The organism is Micromonospora sp. NPDC005220 (assembly GCF_040607895.1).
Lineage (GTDB): Bacteria > Actinomycetota > Actinomycetes > Mycobacteriales > Micromonosporaceae > Micromonospora.
In genome coordinates this window covers 15460-36002 of record NZ_JBEXHP010000034.1, presented here as the reverse complement: position 1 = coordinate 36002, position 20543 = coordinate 15460, and the positions used below count along the sequence as shown (strand labels likewise).

At 71.0% G+C, this 20543-nt stretch carries 19 protein-coding genes; 12 read left to right on the top strand and 7 right to left on the bottom strand.

Annotated elements, in window-relative coordinates; all coding sequences use genetic code 11:
* Positions 1 to 6 precede the first annotated feature (6 nt).
* The 6 genes from ABZU52_RS15640 to ABZU52_RS15615 form a co-directional block, all read right to left on the bottom strand.
* Positions 7 to 651, bottom strand: coding sequence for a TylF/MycF/NovP-related O-methyltransferase (locus tag ABZU52_RS15640; protein ID WP_354971733.1), 645 nt, complete (start codon positions 649 to 651; stop codon positions 7 to 9).
* A 24-nt stretch (positions 652 to 675) separates the two neighbouring features.
* Entirely contained in the window at positions 676 to 1620 is a 945-nt protein-coding gene (locus tag ABZU52_RS15635; protein WP_354971732.1) for a transposase, read from the bottom strand.
* 402 nt (positions 1621 to 2022) lie between these two features.
* Positions 2023 to 3453: an NAD(P)/FAD-dependent oxidoreductase gene (locus ABZU52_RS15630; RefSeq protein ID WP_354971731.1), complete on the bottom strand. Its 1431-nt coding sequence runs from the start codon at positions 3451 to 3453 to the stop codon at positions 2023 to 2025.
* Positions 3450 to 5219 carry a thiamine pyrophosphate-binding protein gene (locus ABZU52_RS15625; protein ID WP_354971730.1) on the bottom strand — a complete coding sequence of 590 codons (1770 nt, stop codon included), beginning with the start codon at positions 5217 to 5219 and terminating at the stop codon, positions 3450 to 3452. The genes ABZU52_RS15630 and ABZU52_RS15625 overlap by 4 nt, the downstream gene beginning before the upstream one ends.
* Entirely contained in the window at positions 5216 to 6226 is a 1011-nt protein-coding gene (locus tag ABZU52_RS15620) for a 3-oxoacyl-[acyl-carrier-protein] synthase III C-terminal domain-containing protein (protein ID WP_354971729.1), read from the bottom strand. Before ABZU52_RS15620 ends, ABZU52_RS15625 begins: the two co-directional genes overlap by 4 nt.
* A complete protein-coding gene (locus ABZU52_RS15615; RefSeq protein WP_354971728.1) occupies positions 6223 to 6801 on the bottom strand; it encodes an SRPBCC family protein in 579 nt (192 codons plus the stop codon). The genes ABZU52_RS15620 and ABZU52_RS15615 overlap by 4 nt, the downstream gene beginning before the upstream one ends.
* A gap of 308 nt (positions 6802 to 7109) precedes the next feature.
* Between ABZU52_RS15615 and ABZU52_RS15610 the strand changes: the two genes are divergently transcribed.
* Genes ABZU52_RS15610 through ABZU52_RS15575 form a run of 8 tightly spaced genes read left to right on the top strand, consistent with a single transcriptional unit; the run spans position 7110 to position 14848 of the window.
* Positions 7110 to 7361, top strand: a complete 252-nt coding sequence (locus ABZU52_RS15610) for an acyl carrier protein (protein WP_354971727.1) — start codon at positions 7110 to 7112, stop codon at positions 7359 to 7361.
* A gap of 1 nt (position 7362) precedes the next feature.
* Positions 7363 to 8238, top strand: coding sequence for a class I SAM-dependent methyltransferase (locus ABZU52_RS15605; RefSeq protein WP_354971726.1), 876 nt, complete (start codon positions 7363 to 7365; stop codon positions 8236 to 8238).
* A gap of 2 nt (positions 8239 to 8240) precedes the next feature.
* Positions 8241 to 9575, top strand: coding sequence for an FAD-binding oxidoreductase (locus ABZU52_RS15600; protein ID WP_354971725.1), 1335 nt, complete (start codon positions 8241 to 8243; stop codon positions 9573 to 9575).
* Positions 9572 to 10564 (top strand): SDR family oxidoreductase, encoded by a 993-nt coding sequence (locus ABZU52_RS15595; protein WP_354971724.1) that lies wholly within the window; start codon positions 9572 to 9574, stop codon positions 10562 to 10564. The genes ABZU52_RS15600 and ABZU52_RS15595 overlap by 4 nt, the downstream gene beginning before the upstream one ends.
* Entirely contained in the window at positions 10537 to 11511 is a 975-nt protein-coding gene (locus ABZU52_RS15590; RefSeq protein ID WP_354971723.1) for an SDR family NAD(P)-dependent oxidoreductase, read from the top strand. The genes ABZU52_RS15595 and ABZU52_RS15590 overlap by 28 nt, the downstream gene beginning before the upstream one ends.
* Positions 11508 to 12503, top strand: a complete 996-nt coding sequence (locus ABZU52_RS15585) for an acyl-CoA desaturase (protein ID WP_354971722.1) — start codon at positions 11508 to 11510, stop codon at positions 12501 to 12503. The genes ABZU52_RS15590 and ABZU52_RS15585 overlap by 4 nt, the downstream gene beginning before the upstream one ends.
* Positions 12504 to 12507: 4 nt before the next feature.
* Positions 12508 to 14223 carry an AMP-binding protein gene (locus tag ABZU52_RS15580; protein WP_354971721.1) on the top strand — a complete coding sequence of 572 codons (1716 nt, stop codon included), beginning with the start codon at positions 12508 to 12510 and terminating at the stop codon, positions 14221 to 14223.
* Positions 14207 to 14848: a hemerythrin domain-containing protein gene (locus ABZU52_RS15575; RefSeq protein ID WP_354971720.1), complete on the top strand. Its 642-nt coding sequence runs from the start codon at positions 14207 to 14209 to the stop codon at positions 14846 to 14848. The genes ABZU52_RS15580 and ABZU52_RS15575 overlap by 17 nt, the downstream gene beginning before the upstream one ends.
* 20 nt (positions 14849 to 14868) lie before the next feature.
* On the opposite strand, the gene ABZU52_RS15570 is transcribed toward ABZU52_RS15575, so the two are convergent.
* Positions 14869 to 15438 carry a TetR family transcriptional regulator gene (locus ABZU52_RS15570; protein ID WP_354971719.1) on the bottom strand — a complete coding sequence of 190 codons (570 nt, stop codon included), beginning with the start codon at positions 15436 to 15438 and terminating at the stop codon, positions 14869 to 14871.
* Positions 15439 to 15603: 165 nt separating this feature from the next.
* On the opposite strand from ABZU52_RS15570, the gene ABZU52_RS15565 reads away from it, so the two are divergent.
* From ABZU52_RS15565 to pgsA, 4 genes are all read left to right on the top strand, one after another.
* On the top strand, positions 15604 to 17073 hold the full coding sequence (locus ABZU52_RS15565; protein WP_354971718.1) for an MFS transporter: 1470 nt from the start codon (positions 15604 to 15606) through the stop codon (positions 17071 to 17073).
* Complete coding sequence (locus ABZU52_RS15560) at positions 17066 to 18292, top strand: PLP-dependent aminotransferase family protein (RefSeq protein WP_354971717.1); 1227 nt, start codon at positions 17066 to 17068, stop codon at positions 18290 to 18292. Before ABZU52_RS15565 ends, ABZU52_RS15560 begins: the two co-directional genes overlap by 8 nt.
* Before the next feature lie 25 nt (positions 18293 to 18317).
* The gene (rimO, locus tag ABZU52_RS15555) at positions 18318 to 19868 is read left to right on the top strand and encodes a 30S ribosomal protein S12 methylthiotransferase RimO (protein ID WP_354971716.1); all 1551 of its coding nucleotides are present in this window, start codon (positions 18318 to 18320) and stop codon (positions 19866 to 19868) included.
* A 77-nt stretch (positions 19869 to 19945) separates the two neighbouring features.
* Complete coding sequence (gene pgsA, locus ABZU52_RS15550) at positions 19946 to 20536, top strand: CDP-diacylglycerol--glycerol-3-phosphate 3-phosphatidyltransferase (RefSeq protein WP_354971715.1); 591 nt, start codon at positions 19946 to 19948, stop codon at positions 20534 to 20536.
* Positions 20537 to 20543: the final 7 nt, after the last annotated feature.

Genomic DNA, 20543 nt, shown 5'->3' with positions numbered 1-20543 from the left:
CGATCGTTACCGGCCCTTCCGGAAGTAGCCGAAGGCGAGGTCTTTGACACCGACCAGAACGGAGATCTCCTCGGGCTTGTCGGCGAAGAACTCGTCGCAGGCGCGTTTGGGGCCGGCGAAGCCGGAGAAGGCATGGGGGTTGCGGGTGAGGTCGCAGTAGTCGTCGATGACCAGGATGGCGTCCGGCGACATCCTGGGATAGATGTGCTCGAGACTCACCAGCGTGGACTCGTAGTAGTCGGCGTCCAGATAGCCGAAGCAGATGCGGTCCGGAAGTTGGTCGGGCATGGTCTGGTCGAACCAGCCCTGGTGGGTTTGCGGCAGCGGCAGATGCCACTGCTCGAAGGTGCGGCGGAGGTCGTCGACGGTCACCGCCAGTGCGCCGCGGTGCAGGAATGTGTCGTGCTCGCTCGGCTCGGGCAGGCCCTCGAACGAGTCGTACAGGTGCAGCGAGCGGTCCGGGGCGAAGTGGTTGATCACCTGCTGCAACAGCACGCTCGTCCGGCCCTCGTTGCATCCGGCCTCGATCACGTCGCCCGGCACCTGCTGGACGAGGACGCTGGACAGCGCCCAGTAGATGTTGACCAGGCGGTCGACGTCGCCCATCTCCACGTTGTCGGCGGCGAGGCGCAGGATCACGTCGTTGTGCACGTCAGCTCCGGTTCGGTCGGTCGGTCAGGCCAGGTGGGTCAGTTCGTCGGCAATCTGTACGGCCATCGCCAGGGTCATGTGCCGGTACCAGCCGCGCCAGCTGCGGACCTCGTACCAGCCCAACCGGATCTCGTTCCGGGTCTGGCGCCAGCGCCGTTCGACGAGCCGCAGCTCGTCGACGCCGCGCACCAGGTCGGCATCGGTGACGGGTCGGCCCGCCCTGGCGTGGTACACCGTCCGGATGCTCTGCTCGGTCGTCTGGCTCCGGTGGGCCGGCAGCCGGCTGGGCAGGGCCGCCGAGCGCCGGCTGTACCACGGCTGGCGGACCGCCTGGACCTGCTCGTGCTCCGCCGGGCGGGCGTCGGGCGTGCCCACCGGGTCCGGGCCGCCCGGAAAGGTCTCTATCGCCACGTACGGGATCCGCCGGTCGCGTAACACGCCGGACAGGGCGCGCTCGTCCACCCGCTCGAGCGAGAGGTACACCTGTTGCGGACGGAAGCCGGCGTCGAGGGCCCTGTGGATCATGCCGCTGGCGATTTCGGACTTGCTCTTGTAGGCCAGCGTGGGCGGCGCACCGGCGAGCGCCAGCCGGTTGCGGTTCGACGCCCAGGACAGTGGGACGTAGAGGTTGGCGTCGATCAGGAACTGGTTGCCGTCGGGAGCCACCGCCAGCAGAAAGAGGGCGTTCTGGCAGCTGAGGTGCCGTCTGCTCTCGACGCTGAACTGGTGCTCCACGGCGACCGCGCGGTTGCCCTTCTTCGGAAAGGTCGCCTCGACCACGCAGAGGGCCCCGCACTCGCCGACCCTGGACCGCACGATCTCGCAGAGTCGGTCGCGCACCTCGGCGCAGTCCCAGTGGGCCGTGGCCAGCAGTCGCTGCGTCCCGTCCGAGCGGGTGACCCGCTGGTGACCCGGGGCGTTGCGTCGGCCCAACGGCTGGTCCTCGCTGATGCCCGCGAGGCCGAGCATGTAGCCAAGTGCCCGCTCTCGGGGTTCGGCTCGGGAAAAGGCACCGCTGATCCGTTCGTGGAGCAAGCGGAGGTTGCCCTCCACGGAATTGGAGATGTCCGGCAATTGGTCGTGTGTGTCGTTTGTCGATGGCTCTGTGGCCATCACAGTGCTACGCATTCTGGTTCCCTCCGACCTGTCCCCCGTCGAGGGTCGGTTGTGGCCCCGGTAACGTTGAAGCCGAACGGTATCGCGATAGTCAGTGTCAGTGCCGCGATCCAGGGTAGCGGATGTCGAACGGTTGGGAGGTGCAAAGTTTTTGATGTCGGCGATTACGGAAATTGACCATTTTGACGCCGTCGACAATGCGGTGGTGGTCCATTGCGGCGTGGCTGTCCACACCGTCGGGGCAGGTATGGTGGACTACGGCAGCTCGTGGGGACTGCGGCGGTCCGAGAATGGGCGCAGGGCCGCCAGCCGACGGTTTTCCCGTCGTCGCGGGGCCGCGCGGGGCTGCCGTGGTCCGCTCAACCGGCGCCGGACCCACATCACTCCGGCCAGGGCGACGACGGCGACGTCGTAGCCGAACCACCGCAGCAACCGCTCCTGCCGCTCGGCGCGGAGCACGCAGTCGGCGTAGGGTGTCGTGGAGTGGGCCACCATGGTGTAGAGGGGTACGACACGTTCGCCCAGCCAGCGGTGCAGCCAGTGGATGACGGTCCGTCGGGCGGCGACCAGATCCTGCCGCGCCGACTCCCGCATCTCGGTGAAGTTGTCCAGTGACAGCCGCGCCAACGCCTCGTTGCTCGGCAGGCGCAGCGCCTGATAGCCGGCGAAGGCGGCAGCCCGGTCGGTGTGCTCGGCCAGGCAGCGGTCGAGGACGAGGCAGTCCTCGAGGCCCGAGTTCATGCCCTGACCGTAGAAGGGAACGACCGTGTGGCAGGCGTCGCCGACCAGCACCACCGTGTCCCGGTAGTACCAATGCGAGGTCAGCATCGTCGGAAATGCCGCTACCTGGTGCGACAGGAACTGTTCCTCGAGATCGGGAACCAGCGCCGACACCTCGGGGAACGTCTCGTCGAAGTATCTGCGGACCTGCTCCGGCTCGCGCAGGCTGTCGAAGCCGTCGACTCCGGAGACCGGCAGCACGCACACCCCGTTGCAGGAGCCGTCCCGGTTGGGCAGCGCGAACATCATCCGGTCGCCGCGCGGCCAGACGTGCAACACGGTCGGGTCGAGACCCTCCTTGACGGTGATCTCCTTGTAGCGCCACGGCACGTGGTGCAGACGCAGGTCGGCGAACTCGGCGTGTTGGGCGTACCGGCGCACGGTGGAGTGGACACCGTCGGCCCCGACGACGAACTCGGCCGGGAAGCGACGCCGGGCGCCGCTGGCGACGTCCTCGCCCACGACCGTGGCCGTCCGACGGTCCACCTCGACACACCTGGTGTCGAAGTGGAACCGGATCCGCGGGTGGCGCGCGGCCGCCGCGGTCAACAGCTCGGTCAGACCGGCCCGGGACACCGAGTGCAGCACCTGCTGTGCGTTGTCGCCGTAGGGCAGGATGTTGACCGCGCCGTCGGGCCGGTGCACCGCGCGGGCGCGCAGCGGGATGCACAGGGTGGTCAGCACCTGCTCCTCCAGGCCCACCGCCCGCAGCGCCCGCAGACCGCGTTCGGACAGGGTGAGGTTGATCGAGCGCAGGCCCGCCCGTGTGGTGGTGCGCGGGTCGGGCCGGGCCTCGACGATGTCGACCTGCCAGCCCCGCCGGGCGAGGAGGATGCCCAGGAAGGGTCCGGTCAGCCCGGCGCCGACGATCACCAGCCGACCCGGGCCTGCCGACGCGCCGCTCACCGGGATGTCCGGGCGGTGCGGACGGCACGGATCGGCGCGTCGGCGGCGAGGAACGGCATCATCGGCGGGACCTCGGATCGCGGCAGCCGCAACTCGAGCACGCCCGGCCGGTCGTCCCCCCACGCGCGGTACTCGGCGAGCCGGGCCGCCAGCTGTGTCGCCGAACCCGCCGTGCCGGTCCACAGCTCGTCCGCGGTGCCGCAGGCGCGTGCCAGCGCCACGAGGTCCGGTGGTCGGTACCGCGACGCCTCGATCCGACCGTCGAACATCAGCCGTTGGCGGGACACGCACATGCCGTGCCCGAGGTTGTTGAACACCACGTAGAGGATCGGCAGCCGCAGCTCGACAGCGGTGTGCAGCTCCACGCCGTTCATGAGGAAGGCGCCGTCGCCGACCACGACCATCGTCCGGCCACGCGCGGCGCCCAGCTGGACACCGACGGCCCCCGGCACCGAGTAGCCCATCCCGCCCATGCCGAACGCGATGTACGAGGTCGCGCCGGGCGGCAGGGTCATCCAGTGCGCGGCGTACGCACCGCAGTTGCCCGCATCCGTCACGACGCGGTCGCCCGGTCGCAGGTACGCCTCCAGCAGGGCGACCGCCTCACTCGCCAGCAGCGGGTCGGCGGGGACGTCGTCGGCCTCCGCCGCGATCTCCAACTGCGGAGCGAACTCCGACCGTTCGTACCGTCCCGGGTCCGGCGCGGTGAACGGCCGCTCGTCGAGCAACTGGCCCAGCGCGGCGAAGGTCAGCCCGACGTCCGCCTCGATCACGAGACTGGACGGAAAGACCTTCCGCGCGATCGAGCCGTCCCACGTCACGACGGCGATCCGCTCTGCCGGCACCTCGGTCAGCGGGCCGCGGTAGGGGGCGGCAAGGTCCGAGCCGGCCACCAGCACGAGGTCCGCCCGCGAGGCGTAGTGATGGACCGAGGGGTGCCCGCATGCGCCGAAGGTGCCGAGGTCCAGCGGGTCGTCGGAGGGAAGGTCGCCGCGGTTGGAGAGCAGGGCCGCCATCGGGATACGGGCGCGCCGGGCGACGTCGACCACCATGCCCCCGGACGCCGCGGTACGCGTCTGCGGACCCAGGATCAGCATCGGCCGCCGGGCCGCCCGGAGCGCCTCGAACAGGGTGCGTACGCTGCCCGGATCCGGCTCCAGCCGGGGTGCGAAGCCGGCGGGTTCCGCCGGCCAGGTCGCGGGCGGTGGCGGTGCCGGCCGCTCGAACACATCCCGTGGGATCAGCAGCGCGACCGGACCCGGCCGGTGCGACACGGCCGCTGTGACCGCCGCACCGAGGTGGGTCCAGAACTCGCTCGGATCGTCGACGCGTCCGGTGTACTTGGTGACCGCGCCGAGCAGGGCGGCCGCGTCGACCGTGCCGGGGCGCCCGGTCGACTCCTGAAACGAGCCGAGCCCGTCCAGGGCCGCCGGTGGCTGCCCCACGACGGCCAGCACCGGTATTCCGTCGGCCAACGACTCGGCCAGACCGACCGTCAGGTTCATCATCGCGCCGCCCGAGGTCGAGCAGCAGACGCCGAGCGTGCGGTGGGCGCGGGCGCGGCCGTCGGCCATGAAGGCGGCACCGTCCTCGCGCTTGGCCAGGACCGAGGTGAGGCGGTCACCGCCACGGCGGTGGACGGCGTCATGCAGGTGCTCGATGTTCGCGCCGCTGATCCCGAACAGGTAGCGGATGTTCCAATCGCACAGCACGTCGACCAGGGCTTCGGCGACCGTGCGTGGTGCCCGGCCGCCGTCGGCTGTCACGGCCGCCATCGCACTGCCGCCGCCGCGGCCAGGTCCCCGGCGTGCGCGAAACCCGCGATCACCACGAGCGCGCCCGGTGCGAGGGCACCGTCCTCGATGGCGTGTGACAGCGTGATCGGCGCGCCCGCACCGAAGAGGTTGCCGTACCGGTCGAACGTGTCGAGGTGCCGGCCGGGTGGCAGTTGCAGAGCCTCCGCCCAGTTGCGCAGGAACATCCGGTTGGGCTGGTTGGTGACCAGGACGTCGATGTCGCTGGTCGGCGTGCCGAGCCGCCGGCACAGGTTGCCGACCACCTCGGGAACGAGTTGGTTGCCACGGCTGATGATCCGCGCGATGCTGGCCTCGGTGAAGCGGACGTTGAGCTGACCCACCCCGGGCTGCCAGTACTTGCGTCCGTCGGAGAGTTCGATCTGCATGTCCGGGGCGGCCTCCGGGCGGTTGACCACCTCGATGTCGAGCACCGGCGACTCGCCGGACGCGGTCACGTACGCCACGCACGCGCCGTCGCCGGGGATGGCGGACGGCGGGTTGCGCACGTTGTCGGGTTGGGTGAAGACCGGGCCCGCGCAGTTCTGGACGTTGCACAGGATCGCCGACCGGGCGGAGGTGGTCGTGAGCAGCATCTGCGCCATCTTGAGCATCACGACGAACGAGGCGCACCCGCCGTTGTGCACGTCGAAGACCCACTGCGGGCGGGCGCCGAGGCGGTGGGCGAGGGAGGCGCCGGCGCCGGCGTGCGGCAAGTCGGGCAGCAGGACGTTGGTCAGGACGACGTCCACCTGGCGGGCTTCGTGGCCCAGCCGGTCGAAGAGCGGGGCGGCCGCACGTTCGAGCATGTCGACGGCGCTCTCGTCCACGCTGGCCAGGTGCCGGTGGCGCGGTGGCCGGAACATCGGCAGGTCCCAGTTGAGCCGGGCGTCGTCGGCGATGCGGGCGGCGTAGAACTCCGTACCGACCGGTTCGCCGGGAAGATACCGTCCGATGTCGATCAGGCTGATCCCGGTCATAACGCGCCGAGCTGCTCGACCGGAGCCGGCGCTTGCCGTCCGTGCCGGTACTCCAGGATCGCCTTGAGGTTGGCGAGCTCGACCGCGTGGCCCGCGTAGAACAGGCCCCACATGTCGCCCACCCAGATCCGGTCGGGGCTCGGGGCGAGTTCCGGGTACGGGTTGCGGTCGTAATTGCGGTGGTGGCAGTTCGTCCAGGTCAGCACCGTGCCGGGGCGGCCGAGCACCTCCTGGGCGTCGAACAGCCGGATGAGGTAGATCATCCAGAGGTCCCGGCCCTGGTCCCAGGCGCACCGGAAATCCAGCGTGCGGGCCTGCTCGTTGATGTCCACCCGCATGAAGATCTTGGTGTCGTCGGCGAGGGTGTCCACCCCGACGAACAATCCTGGTTCGTCGGTCTCGTCGAAACCCCGTGTGCTGTACGTCCACTCATTAAGATTTTGAATGTCGGACAGATATGAGAAAACCGCGTCGATCGGGACATCGAGGTGGTCCTGGACGGTGCAGAACTGTCCGTAGACCTGCTCGTGGGGATAGACGGCGCGGGTCATGTCCGCGCCGATGGCGAAAGCCATCTCGCGACTGGTCGTCTCGCATCTGATGAGACTGGGAATTTCCTTGAGATCGGTGTTCTGCTCGCCCACCTGACACCCTCCCCCGGTGCGGCTGTGTCGGTACGGTGGTCCAGAGAAGCACAGAGAAGCAGCTGGCGCAATGATGTCATCAGCTAATTACGCAGTTGCTGGTAAGTGCGGAATTGCGCACTGGCGCAGCGTTTCAATTGCGGTTTTAGGGGTCTTGCGGCGTCGGTTCGGCCTGTGCGAGCATGCGGTGATTTCATTTGTGACCACCTCTTGCATGGATAAACGTCGGGGGAGATGCCGTGTCCATAACGGTGCAAGACGTCGTCGATCTGATCAGCGCCAAGTTGGGTGGGCGGGCCGGGCCGACCGTCGACGGGCAGAGCGTGCTGCGTGACCTCGGGCTGTCGAGCCTCGAAATCGCGGACATGGTCTACAGCCTGGAAGATCAGTTAGGTGTCGAGTTCGACCCGGCGGAGGCTGCCGATGTCCTTACGGTCGCCGACCTGGTGCAGCTCGCCAACGCCGCGGCGCTGACAAGCACGGAGTCGTAGGATGCCCTCCGGCAGTGTCCTCTATTCCGGTGCCACCGCGAGTGCCATTCAGCAGCACTACGACGCCTCCAACGAGTTCTTCGCGCTCTGGCTCGACGAGGGGCTGACGTACTCGTGCGCGCGGTGGGAACCCGGGGACACGCTCGAGGCCGCGCAGGTGCGCAAGTTGGACCTGCTGCTCGACCTGGCCCGGGCGCGCGGCGCGGGTCGGCTACTCGACGTGGGGTGCGGCTGGGGCAGCCTGCTGCGGCGGGCGACCGGGGCGTACGACGTGCGCGAGGCCGTCGGCCTGACGCTGAGCCCCAACCAGGCGCGCTGGTCGACCGAGCGGGGCCTGCCCGCCGGGGTGGAGATCCGGCTGGAGAACTGGGTCGACCACCAGCCCGCCGAGCCGTACGGCGCCATCGTCTCGATCGGCGCCTTCGAGCACTTCGCCCGGTTCGGGCTCGCGCCCGCCGAGCGTCTCGAGGCGTACCGGCGATTCTTCCGCTTCTGCCGTCAGGCGCTTCCACCGGGCGGCCGGCTGGTGGTGCAGACCAACATCAAGGGCAACAACAACCGACTCGACCGCGCGACCGTCCGGGAGATGATGTTCATCATCGAGAGCATCTTCCCGCAGTCCGAGATGCCGAGGATGTCGGAGCTGGTGGCAGCGAGCGAGACCCTGTTCGAGGTTCTCTCGGTCCGTAACGACGGTCCGGACTACATCCGCACGCTGACCGAGTGGTCGCGCCGGCTGCGGCACCGCCGCGACGACGCCGTCGCCCTGGTCGGCGAGCGGATGGTGGCGGACTACGAGCACTACCTGGCCGCCGCCGCCCGCCACTTCGAGCGCCGTCATCTCGGGCTCGCCCGGGTCGTGTACGAGGCGGTCTGAGCATGGGTGAGACGGTGACGGCGCCGGCCCGCCGTAGTCGCATCTTCTGGCAGGACGGCAGCGCCGAGGCCGCCGGCCCGCCGCTGACCGAATCGGTGGACTGCGACGTCTGCATCATCGGCGGTGGCTTCACCGGCCTGTGGACGGCCTACTTCCTGCGGCAGACGGACCCGTCGCTGCGGATCTGCGTACTCGACAGCGGCCTGGCTGGTGGTGCCGCGTCGGGCACCGCCGACGGCTTCGTCACCCCGACCATCGGCAAGGACCTGGAGCAGATCGTCCGAGGCCACGGGCGGCAGGCGGCGGCGGCCGCCTGTGACGCGGTCGGCCGCTCCATTCTGGAGATCGGTCGCTTCACCCGACGACACCGGGTCGCCGCGGACTACCAGGCCAAGAACTACCTGATGGTGGCGACCACCGCGGTGCAGGCCAGCCGGCTCCGACGCAACCGCGACCTGACCGCGTCCCTCGGCGCACGGTTCGAGACGACTCTGCTGGACGCCGCGCAGGCCCGGCAGCGGATCGGTTCGCCCGCGATCCAGGCCGCGATCGTGACCGGCGGGGCCACGGTCGACCCGTTCGCGCTCGCCCGCGGCTTACTCGCGACGATCCGCGGGCAGGGCGTGCGGGTCTACGAGCAGACCCCGGCCCGGCACGTGGACCGGACGGCGGACGGATACCGGGTGACGACGCCGCAGGCGCGGGTCGACGCGCACCGGGTGGTCCTGGCCACCAGCGCGTTCCAACACCGGTTACCCGGCTTCCGACGGCAGGTGCTGCCGGTGTGGAGCTATGCGATGGTGAGCGAGCCGCTGAGCACGGAGCAACTAGACCGGTTGGTCTGGCCCCGCCGGGAGGGGCTGGTGGAGGCGAAGAGCTTCCTCGTCTGCGGTCGACTCACCGCCGACAACCGGCTGCTCTGGGGCGGGGGCATGGCTCGCTACCACCTGGGCCGCGACATGGGCGCCGGCCGGGTCGACGACCGGCGGGTCTTCACCGACCTCCGCCGATCCTTCGACAGATACTTCCCGATGTGGCACGACGTGCGGTTCAGCCACACCTACGGGGGCTGTGTCGACATCACCCGCGATCTCGTACCGCACTTCGGCACCGCCGCGCCCGGTCTGCTGTACGGCTACGGCTACTGCGGCAACGGCATCGCCGCCAGTCACCTCGGTGGGAAGGTCCTCTGCGACCTCGTCCTCGGGCGGGACACGGAGCTGACCAGGCTGTTCTTCGTCGACGGACGGGAGCCGGCGTTTCCACCCGAGCCGCTGACCTTCCTCGGCGTCCGTGCGGCCAGCCGGTTGATCGAGTTTCAGGAGCGGCTGCGGTGACCGCCGGTACGATCCTGCTGACCGGCGCCGCCGGGGTGGTGGGCCGGGCCCTGCTCGCCGAGCTGACCGACCAGCCGGTCATCTGCCTGGTGCACCGCGGCCGGATCCCGCCGGGACCGTACGAGATCGTCACCGGTGACCTGACCCGGCCGCAGCTCGGCCTGCCGCCCGCGGAGTACGACCGGCTCGCCGCGCGGGTCGACACGGTCGTCCACTCCGCGGCGCTGACCGAGTGGGGCCGGCCGGAAGCGGAGTACGAGGCGGTGAACGTCGAGGGCACCCGCCAGGTGATCGAGTTCGCCGCGTCCGCCGACGCCTCGGTGCACTTCATCAGCACGGCCTTCTGCGCCGCACTGGACCGGGGCGGGCCGACACCACTGCGCGCGGAAAACGTGACGACCAACTACGTCCGCGCCAAGCGGGCGGGTGAGTTGCTGCTCGCCGGCTCCGGCCTGGCGTACTCGATCTACCGGCCGACCAACCTCGTCGGTCACTCGCGCACCGGTTGGACGAGCAGGGCGCAGATCGTGCAACTGGTCGCCGACTGGATCGGGCGGGGGCGAGCCACCCTGTTCCCGGCTCATCCCGGCAACCTGGTCGACGTCGTCGCACAGGATCTGCTGGCCCGGTCCGTCCGGGTCGCCATCGAACGCGGTGAGACGGGCCGCGAGCTGTGGCTCACGTACGGCAAGCGGGCGATGACCGTCGAGCAGGCGGTCCGGATCCTGGTCGACCACGCTCACGCGCGCGGCCGGCCGATCCGGGCACCTCGCATCGTCACGCCAGCGGAGATCGATCCGGCAGAGATCGCGGCGATGAGCCCCAACGCCCAGCTGTTCATGCGGGTCCTCGGCGATGTCAGCGAGGTGACCGCGGCCTGCGGGGGAGCGCTTCCGAGCTCTATGGCCTGGTTGGTCGAGCACTACGGGCTGCCCGACGTATCGGATGTGGAGGCTTTTCAATGCAGTCTGCGGGCGGCGAGCGGATGACCACCGACCAGTCGTCTCCATCCCGCGACCTCACCTCGATGGTCGCCCTGGTGACCGGTGCCAGTCGGGGAGTCGGCAAGGGCATCGCCATCGAACTCGGCGCGGCCGGCGCCACGGTGATTGTGACCGGCCGCAGCAGCCGGGCGGATGACGCGACGACCGAGGGGCTGCCCGGCACGGTCGAGGAGACTGCCGACCTCGTCTCGGCGGCCGGTGGTACGGGCGTCGCCGTGCGCTGCGACCACTTCGACGACACCCAGGTGGCCAGTCTCTTCGACCGGGTCGGACAGGAGTACGGGCGCCTGGATCTGCTGGTCAACAATGCCTGGGCCGGCTACGAGCGATCGACGCAGGTCCGCTTCGACGCGCCCTTCTGGAAGCAGCCCATGTGGCGCTACGACCTGTTCGCGGCGTCGCTGCGGGCCCAGTACCTGGCCGGTCAGCACGCCGCGACGTTGATGACGGCCGCGGGCCGCGGCCTCATCGTCTCGATCAGCTACACCGACGGTGACACCTACCTCGGTCAGGTTGCCTACGACACCTGCAAGTTCGCCGCCAACCGGCAGGGCTACGGCATGGCGAGGGAGCTGCGGCGGCACGGCGTGAGCGTGGTCAACCTCCTGCCGGGCTTCGTGCGTACCGAACGCGTCGAGGCGGCCTGGTCGATGCTCGGCGAGGAGCCCGCGAAGGTCCTGCACACCCCGGCCTACGTGGGCCGGGCGGTCGTCGCGCTGGCCGCGGACCCGGAGGTGATCCGTCACTCCGGGCACACCCTGCCTGTCGGCGAACTGGCCGTGCACTACGGCTTCACCGACGTCGACGGTCGGCAGCCGCCGCCGTTCCGCCTCGAGGGCGCGATGTCGCTGGCCACCCGCATGGATCGTCTCAACAGGGTGGCAGCCGGCCCCGGTGAGGCCGGCAGCCGTCCGGAAGGAGCCCGAACGTGAACGGCAGAGAGCACCGCTGGTTCATCCTGGTTGCGTCGGTGATCCCGCTGCTGGGCGTCGGGGTCGCGATGGCGCTGCTGTGGAACCGCGTATTCGGTTGGTCGGACGTGGTCGCCCTGGTCGTGCTCTACACGATCTGCGGTCTGGGCGTCTCCATGGGCTACCACCGGCTGCTGGCGCACCGCGCCTTCGAAACGCCCCGACCGGTCCGGTACGCCCTGGCGGTCGCCGGAGCGATGGCCGGGCAGGGACCGCCGATCATCTGGGTCGCCCACCACCGGCGTCACCACCGGGTCTCCGACCGTCCCGGCGACCCGCACAGCCCACACCTGGACTTCGACCCCGGGTTCCGCGGCCTGCTGGCCGGTCTGTGGCACGCCCACCTCGGCTGGCTCTTCGACAGTCGGCTCGAGTCCGATCCGATCCGGTACTGCCCGGACCTGGTCCGGGAGAGGCCGATGCGCTGGATCAGCGGGCACTTCCTGGCGATCGTGCTCGCCGGCCTGCTCCTCCCGGGGCTGATCGGTCTGGCGGTGGCGGGTACCCTCACGGCCTTCCTCACCGGGGTCCTCTGGGGCGGCCTGGTCCGACTGTTCCTGGTCAACCAGTTCACCTACGCGGTCAACTCGGTGGGTCACTACTTCGGGCGTCGCACGTTCCCCACCGCGGACGAGTCGCGCAACGTGGCCTGGCTGGCGTTGCCCTCGTTGGGCGAGGCCTGGCACAACAACCACCACGCCTTCCCGCGCTCCGCCCGGCACGGGTTGCGGTGGTGGCAGATCGACCTGACCGCCATGACCATCTGGACGCTGGAGCGGGTGGGGCTGGCCTCGAAGGTCGTTCGCATCGACCCGGCCAAGATGACCGTGCGCCAGCGTGGCGGCAGCCTGGTCGCGGCCGCCGCCGGGGCGTCGGCGTTCCCGGTCGCACCCGACCTGCCGCTGGCCTACCGTCCGGCGGATCGGCCGGCGGCTGCCACGGATGTGGAGTGACCGCGTGCGCCAGAGCCTCTGGGACATGCTGGCCACCGGCCAGCCACGACGGTCGCTGCACACCTGGGCCGACGGCGGGTACGTAGAGACGCCCTGGCACGTGGTGATCGCGCGGGCCCACACCGCCGCCAGCGTCCTGAGTACGCTCGGCGTAGGCCCCGGCGTGCGGGTGGCGGGCATCCTGACCAACCGCACCAGCAGCATCGTCGGTCTGCTCGGGGCGTGGCTGACCGGCGCCGTGGTGGCCTCCCTGCCGTTGCCCAGCCGTGGCGCCGACCCGGGGGAGTACCCCACCCAACTGGCCGGTATCACTGCGGACCTGGATGCCCGTCTGCTGCTGCTCGACGACGAACTGCGCCCGCTCGGGCTGGACCGGCTCGCCACGCGTGTGCCGCTGCGCAGCTGGGACTCACTGACCGGTGAGTCGGGGCGCCGGACCGAGCCGGCCCTGCCCCGGCCGGACGACGAGTGCTTCATCCAGTTCTCCTCGGGCAGCACCGGGCGGCCCAAGGGCTGCGTCCTCAGTGCCCGATCGGTGGCCCGGCAGATCGGCATGATCCGTCGCATGTCGGCCTCGGGCGTCGGCCGCGAGCGGGTCGCGTCCTGGCTGCCGCTCTCGCACGACATGGGCATCTTCGGCTGCCTGCTGTACTCGCTCGCGTACGACTTCGAGTTCTTCCTGTCCACCCCGGAGCGCTTCACGCTCTCGCCGCGCAGCTGGTTCCGTGACCTCGCCGAGCACCGCATCACGCTGACCGCCGGCACCAGCACCGGCCTGCACCTGGCGACGCGGGCGCAGGGTGCCGGGCGGCTGCCCCGGCCGCTGGCGCTGCGGGCCTGCGTGCTCGGTGCCGAACGCATCGACCACGAGGTGCTGCGCGGGGCGGTACGGACGTTTGGCCCCGACGGGCTGCGGATGAGCCACTTCATGCCGGCGTACGGCCTCGCCGAGGCGACCCTGGCCGTCACCGCCTGCCCGCCGTCGGAGCCGCCGAAGACGATGACACTGGATGCGGTCCGGCTGGCCGACGGCGAGGTGGTGGTCACGGCACCGGGCAACGATCGCGCGACGACGGTGGTGTCGTGTGGGCGGCCGTGCGAGGGGGTCTCCGTCAGTACCACCGAGCCGGGTCGGCTCTCGGAGATCGTCGTGGCGTCGCCGTCGCTCGCCGAGGGCTATTTCGCCGATCCGGTGCTCACCCGCGAGCGGTTCGACGGTGGCCGGCTGCTTACCGGTGACCTGGGCTTCCTGGCCGACGGCGAACTCTACGTGGTCGGCCGGATGGACGACCTGCTGTCGGTGGGTGGGCGCAAGGTGCACGCCCGGGAGCTGGAGGCCGCGGTCGACGCGCTCGGACTGCTCCGGCAGGGCTGCTCGGTGGTGCTGGACCTTCCCGGGGCGCCCGCCGAGCTGGTTCTGCTGGCCGAGCTGCGGCGGCGCACCGACGACGTGCAGCGCACCGCGCTGGAGGCGGCCACGGCGGTCCGCGCCAAGGGTGGGGTCGTCCTGGCCAGATGCTTCTTCGTGGAACGGAATACGCTGCCGCGTACGCCGAGTGGAAAGATCCAGCGGTTCCGGGCGCGCTGGTTGCTGCAACGGCGCCGGCTCGCCATTGTGGCGACGATTGACGTCAACGGAAATCGGGCCGGAAAGGTTTCTCCAATTCTGATACCGTCAACCAGGTCGCGGAAAGGAGCCGAACTTGACGACGTCGACTGAGCAGCAATCAGATGGCTACACATTCATGGTCGTCGCCCACCGGGCGATGGTTCGTGATCTTCAACAGATCGGTGACGCTGCACGCGCACTGGCGACTCGGCCCGCGCCGCAGCAGGCGCAGGCCCTGCGCGAGTACGCGACAAAGGTGCTCGCGCTGATCGAGCACCACCACGAGGGCGAGGACGAGTCGCTCTGGCCCATGCTCACCGCCCGCGGCGCGTCCCCGGAGGCCATCGCCCTGCTGACGACCGAGCACGACGGGTTGGCCGGGCAGGTGGCCGAGGTGCAGCGGCTGCTCGCCGTCGCGCGCGACGACGGCTCGGGGTTCGCCGACCTCGCGGACGCCACGGTGCAGCTGCGCGAGTCGCTTCTCGTGCACACCCGCGACGAGGAGCGTGAGCTGGCCGGTCGACTCAGGCCGGTGCTCGGCGAGAAGGAGTGGAAGACGTTCCAGCGCGCGATGGTCAAGTCGGCCCCGCGCTGGACGCTGGCCTTCATGCCGCCGTGGTTGGCTTCGGCGGCTGAGCCGGGTGAGCGCGGGGCGATGCCGGCCCCGCCGGTGGCCTGGCTGATGCGGGGTCGGCTGCGACGGCAACGGCAGGCCGCGTTCGGCGAGGCCGCCTGAGTCGCCCGCGGGCGGCGGCCTCAGATCGTCCAGGCGTGCAGCAGCGCGTCCAGGTGTGCCCTCACCCGGGCCGGGTCCGCCGGGCGAGGGTCCACCAACTGGCCGAAGAGGAAACCCTCCAGGCCCGCCATCAGGCCGGGGGCGGCGGCCGCCGGGTCCGGCGCGCCGAGGGCCGCCAGTAACGGCTGAGCCATGCCGGCGAAGACCGCTCGCCACCGCTGCACCTCCGGCTGCAGGTCGGGGTTGCGGGCGGCGTGCAGGAACAACTCGTACCGGGCGAGCAGGTCGGCGCGATCGGCGATGAGCCGCTGCAGGTGGTGAACGAGCAGGTCACGCAGGGCCTGAGGGTCCCCGCTGACGGCATCGACGTCCCGCCCGCCCAGGTAGACCGCGAGGGTGCGCTGCTCCCGTTCGCCGAGTCGGCGCAGCACCGCGAGCAGCAGTTCGCGCCGGGTCCGGAAGTGGTAGGTGGTAGCGCCGTGCGCGAAACCGGCGCGTTCCTCGACGGCACGGTGCGACAACGCGGCGAGGCCGCGCTCCGCGATCACCGCAATGGCGCAGTCGAGCAGGTGCAGCCGTACCGAGGACATTAAATACTCTCCAGTGCTGGCGTGCGATTTTTCCTCCAGCCGTAGAAATCCTCCTACAGCTGGAGTAAATTGTCTGCCGTGGTGGCCGCGATTCTAGCGCGGCCACCGCTTCGCTCGATCACCGCGCGGCCCTGCCGAGGGTGAGCGATGAGACAAGGGGCGACGATGACGAGCAACCTTTCGCGCGACCGCGCGTCCACGCGCGAGGCGCTCAGCGCCGGGCGGCTGGCGCTGTTGCTGGCGATCACGTGTGGCACCCAGCTCCTGGTGATCTTCGACGAGACGGTCGTCAACCTCGCCCTGCCCACGATCCGTGAGGCGTTTGGGTTCTCCACCCCGTCGCTGGCCTGGGTGGTCGACGCGTACATGTTGATGTTTGGGGGTTTCCTGCTGCTCGGGGGCCGCTGCGCGGACCTGTTCGGTCGCCGGCGGGTGTTCCTCGCCGGCCTGGCCGTCTTCACGGCGGCCTCGCTGGCGGCCGGCCTCGCCCGGTCCTCGGAGGTGCTGGTGCTCTCCCGCGGCGTGCAGGGCTTCGGCGCCGCGCTGCTGAGCCCGGCGGCGCTGAGCATCCTGGTCAGCGCCCTGCCCGACGCCGGGCAGCGGGCCCGTGCGCTCGGTGTCTGGGGTGGCCTGTCCGGCATCGCCGGCACCACCGGGGTGTTCCTCGGCGGGGTCATCACCGACACCCTCGGCTGGCGCTGGATCTTCCTGCTCAACGTGGGGATCGGCGTGCTGCTCGCCGCCCTGGTGCCGACCCTTCGCCTACGCGAGGGCGGCGACCGGCCGGTCAGCCGGCGACTCGACGGCGTCGGCGCCGCTCTGGTCACGGCCGGGCTGCTGCTGCTTGTCTTCTCGGTGCTCGGCACGGCACACCGCCCCTGGTCGGACTGGCGCACCCTGGTGGGTCTGACCCTCGGTGGCCTGTTGCTGCTGATCTTCTTCGGGTGGGAGCGGCGGGTGCCCGACCCGCTGGTACGGCTGGATCTGCTGACCGGCCGGCAACCGGTCCTGACCAACACGCTCGTGCTGCTGACCGCCGCCTCGCTCTACTCCATCTTCTTCTTCCTCACCCTCTTCATGCAGCTGGTGCACGGCTGGTCGCCGCTGCGCTCCGGGTTGTCCTGGATGCCGTTCGGTCTCGCCACGGCCGTTTTCGCCGGTCTGGCGGTCCAGCTCACGCCCCGCTTCGGTGCCCGCAACCTGATGGTGGTCGGCCTGCTCCTGATCATCACCGGCCAGACCCTCCTGCTGGGCGTCGACGCGACGGACGCCTACGCGTCCGGCTTGCTGCCCTCCCTGCTGCTGACCGGCGCCGGCTTTGGCCTGGTGCTGGTCCCGGTGTTGGTGGCCGCGGTCAGCGGGGTGCCGCGCGAGCACAGCGGCACGGCCGCGGCGATCCTCAACACGGGCCAGCAGGTCGGCGGCGCGGTGGGTCTCGCGCTCGTCGTCACCGTCGCCAACAGTCGCCTGGAGGACCGCGTCGCGGCGGGCGCGCCACCTCCCGAAGCGATGCTGGCCGCCCTGCGCGTCGGCTTCGCGGCGGCCGCGCTGCTCGCCGGGCTCAGCGTCCTGGTGGCGCTGGGACTGCCACGGATCCGCGAGAAGGCCGACCTGGGGGCGATCCACGGTGGCTGACCCGGTGACGCCCCGGCCCCGACTGGCGACTCGGATGGCCGGCGCACCCGAGTCCGCGATCGGCTCGGTGCTGCGTCTGGGCGACCGGACCGACGCCATCTCCCTGGCCGGCGGCCTGCCGGCCAGCGAGGCCCTGATCGCCGCCGAGGTGGCCGCCGCCATGTCGGAGGTGCTCGCCGGCGCGGCGAACGGCCTGCAATACGGCGAGACCAACGGCCTGCCGGAGTTGCGCGAGTGGCTCGGCCGGCGGCTGCTCACCGAGCGGGGCATCGCCGCCGACGCCGGCGGCATCACCGTCACCCACGGCTCCCAGCAGGCCATCGATCTGGTCTGCAAGGTCCTGCTCGACCCGGGCGACGTCGTGGTCGTCGACCGACCCAGCTACCTCGGCGCCCTGCAGGTCTTCCGGCTGTTTCAGGCCGACCTGCGTCAGGTGCCGCTGGCCGCGGACCCGGACCTGGCAGCGCTGGAGGAGGCGCTGCGGGCGGGCCTGCGCCCCCGCCTGCTGTACCTGGTGCCCAGCTTCGCCAACCCCACCGGAGCCACCCTCGGCGACGGGCAACGGCGGCGCCTCGCCGGCCTCGCCGAGCGGTTCGACTTCGTGGTCGTCGAGGACGACGCGTACGGCGATCTGTGGCTGGACGACGGTGGCGCGCCCGGGCCGGCGATCGCCAGCCACACCGACCGAGCCATCCACCTCGGCAGTCTGTCGAAGGTGCTCTCGCCCGGCATCCGGGTCGGTTACCTGCACGCGCCCGCCACGCTGCGGCAGCCGCTGCGGTTGGTGCGCCAGGCCAGTGACCTGGGCAACTCCGACCTCCTGCAGCGGGCGGTGCTGATCCTGCTGACCCGTGACGGCTACCTCGACGACCGGCTGGGCAGCCTTCGGGCGCGGTACCGCCACCGGCGCGACGCCCTCGCGACGGCGCTGCGCCAGCACCTGCCGGACGCCGAGTTCACAGTGCCGGCTGGCGGTTTCTTCCTCTGGGCCGGCTTCGCTCCCGGAGTGGACGCGGGTGACCTGTTGCCCTCCGCCCTGGCGCAGGGTGTCTCGTTCGTCCCCGGCGAGCACTTCTACGTCTCCACCCCGGACCGCGCGATGGCCCGGTTGTCCTTCTCCGGCCTCCCGCCAGAGCGGGCCGATACCGCCGCCCGTCGGCTGGCCGGCGCGCTCGCCGCTCGACCCCGCCCGAGCGCGGCGGTGACCGTGTCCCGCTGAGCCGGCGAGCGCCCGGTACCCTCGGATGGTGTCTGCCACCTCCTCCTCCACCGCCAGCTCGGCGTACCCGGAACCGCGCCGCGACCGGGAGCCGTCGACCGCTCCCGAGGGCCGCCGTGTCGCCCTGCTGACCCTGGGCTGTGCCCGCAACGAGGTCGACTCGGAGGAGCTGGCCGCCCGCCTGCACGCCGACGGCTGGCAGGTGACCACCGACGGCGAGGGCGCCGACGTGGTGGTCGTCAACACCTGCGGTTTCGTGGAGAAGGCCAAGCAGGACTCGATCCAGACCCTGCTCGCCGCCGCCGGAACGGGCGCCAAGGTGGTCGCCGCGGGCTGCATGGCCGAGCGGTACGGCCGGGAGTTGGCCGACAGCCTGCCCGAGGCGCAGGCGGTGCTGAGCTTCGACGACTACCCGGACATCGCCGCCCGGCTGAACGCCGTCGTCGCCGGTGAGCAGATCACCGCGCACACTCCACGGGACCGGCGCGAGCTGCTGCCGCTGACGCCGGTGCAGCGCCGCGACAGCGCGGTGTCGTTGCCCGGCCACGGCACGGTGACCCGCACCGTCGTCGACACCGACGAGCACACCCCGGCACACCTGCGCCAGGTGCTGCGCCGACGGCTCGACACCGGCCCGGTGGCCTCGCTGAAGCTGGCCAGCGGCTGCGACCGGCGCTGCGCGTTCTGTGCCATCCCCGCGTTCCGTGGGGCTTTCGTCTCGCGTACGCCGGACGAGCTGCTCGCCGAGGCGGAGTGGCTGGCCAAGTCCGGCGTACGGGAGCTGGTGCTGGTCAGCGAGAACTCCACCTCGTACGGAAAGGACCTGGGTGACCCGCGCGCCCTGGAGAAGCTTCTGCCGCAGCTCGCCGCGGTGACCGGCATCGTCCGGGTACGGGTGAGCTACCTTCAGCCGGCCGAGACCCGGCCGGGGCTGGTCGAGGCGATCGCCACCACCCCGGGCGTGGCGCCGTACTTCGACCTGTCGTTCCAGCACTCCAGCGAGCCGGTGCTGCGCCGGATGCGGCGTTTCGGCTCCACCGACCGGTTCCTGGAGCTGCTGGCGAGTGCCCGCGCCCTGGCTCCGGACGCCGGCGCCCGGAGCAACTTCATCGTCGGTTTCCCCGGCGAGACCCGCGCCGACGTCGACGAGCTGGTCCGGTTCCTGACCGAGGCCCGGCTCGACGCGATCGGCATGTTCGACTACAGCGACGAGGACGGCACCGAAGCCGCCGGCCTGCCCGGCAAGGTCTCCGCCGCGACGATCAAGCGGCGCTACGACCGGCTCAGCGCCCTCGCCGACGAGCTCTGCTCGCAGCGGGCCGAGGACCGGCTCGGCTCGACCGTCGAGGTGCTTGTCGACTCGATCGAGGACGGTGTGGTGGAGGGCCGGGCCGCCCACCAGGCGCCGGAGGTGGACGGTTCGACCACCCTGGTCGCCCCGGCCGAGGGTGGGGTCGACCTGGCCGCGCTGCGCCCGGGCGATCTGGTACGCGCAACGGTGACCGGCACCGAAGGAGTGGACCTGCTCGCGGTGCCGGATGAGATGATCTCGGCGGCGCCCGGCGCGGCACGGTGACGGCGGGCCCGAGCGGAGCGGGGGACCCAGGTGGTGCGGTGCCGGGAACGCCACGGCGGCCCGAGCGGAGTGCGGCGGTGACCGGGGCGACGGAGTCGGCGCCGGGCCGGGTGGTGGCCGTGGTGCCCGTCGTCAACGCGGCCAACGCGCTGACCGCCCTGCGGCTGGTGCTGGTGCCGGTCTTCGCCGCCTCGGTGATCATGTCGGGGATGACCCACGCCGGTTGGCGGATGGCGGCCTGCCTGATCTTCGCGGTGGCCTCGGCGACCGACCTGGTGGACGGCTGGATCGCCCGCCGCTTCGGGTTGGTCACCTCGGTCGGCAAGGTGGCCGACCCGATCGCCGACAAGGCGCTCACCGGCGCGGCCCTGGTGCTGCTCTCCTGGTACGACCAGCTGCCCTGGTGGGTGACCGCGCTGATCCTGGTCCGCGAGCTGGGCATCACCGGGCTGCGGTTCTGGGTGATCCGGCACGGCGTGATCGCCGCCAGCCGAGGCGGCAAGGTCAAGACCGCGCTCCAGATCCTGGCCATCGCCTGGTACCTCTGGCCGATGCCGGCCGCGCTCGCCGCCGTCGGCCCCTGGATCATGGCTGCCGCCGTCCTGGTGACGGTCGCCACCGGCTTCGACTACATAGCCCAAGCCCTCCGCCTCCGCCGCCCCCGCTGAGTGCTGG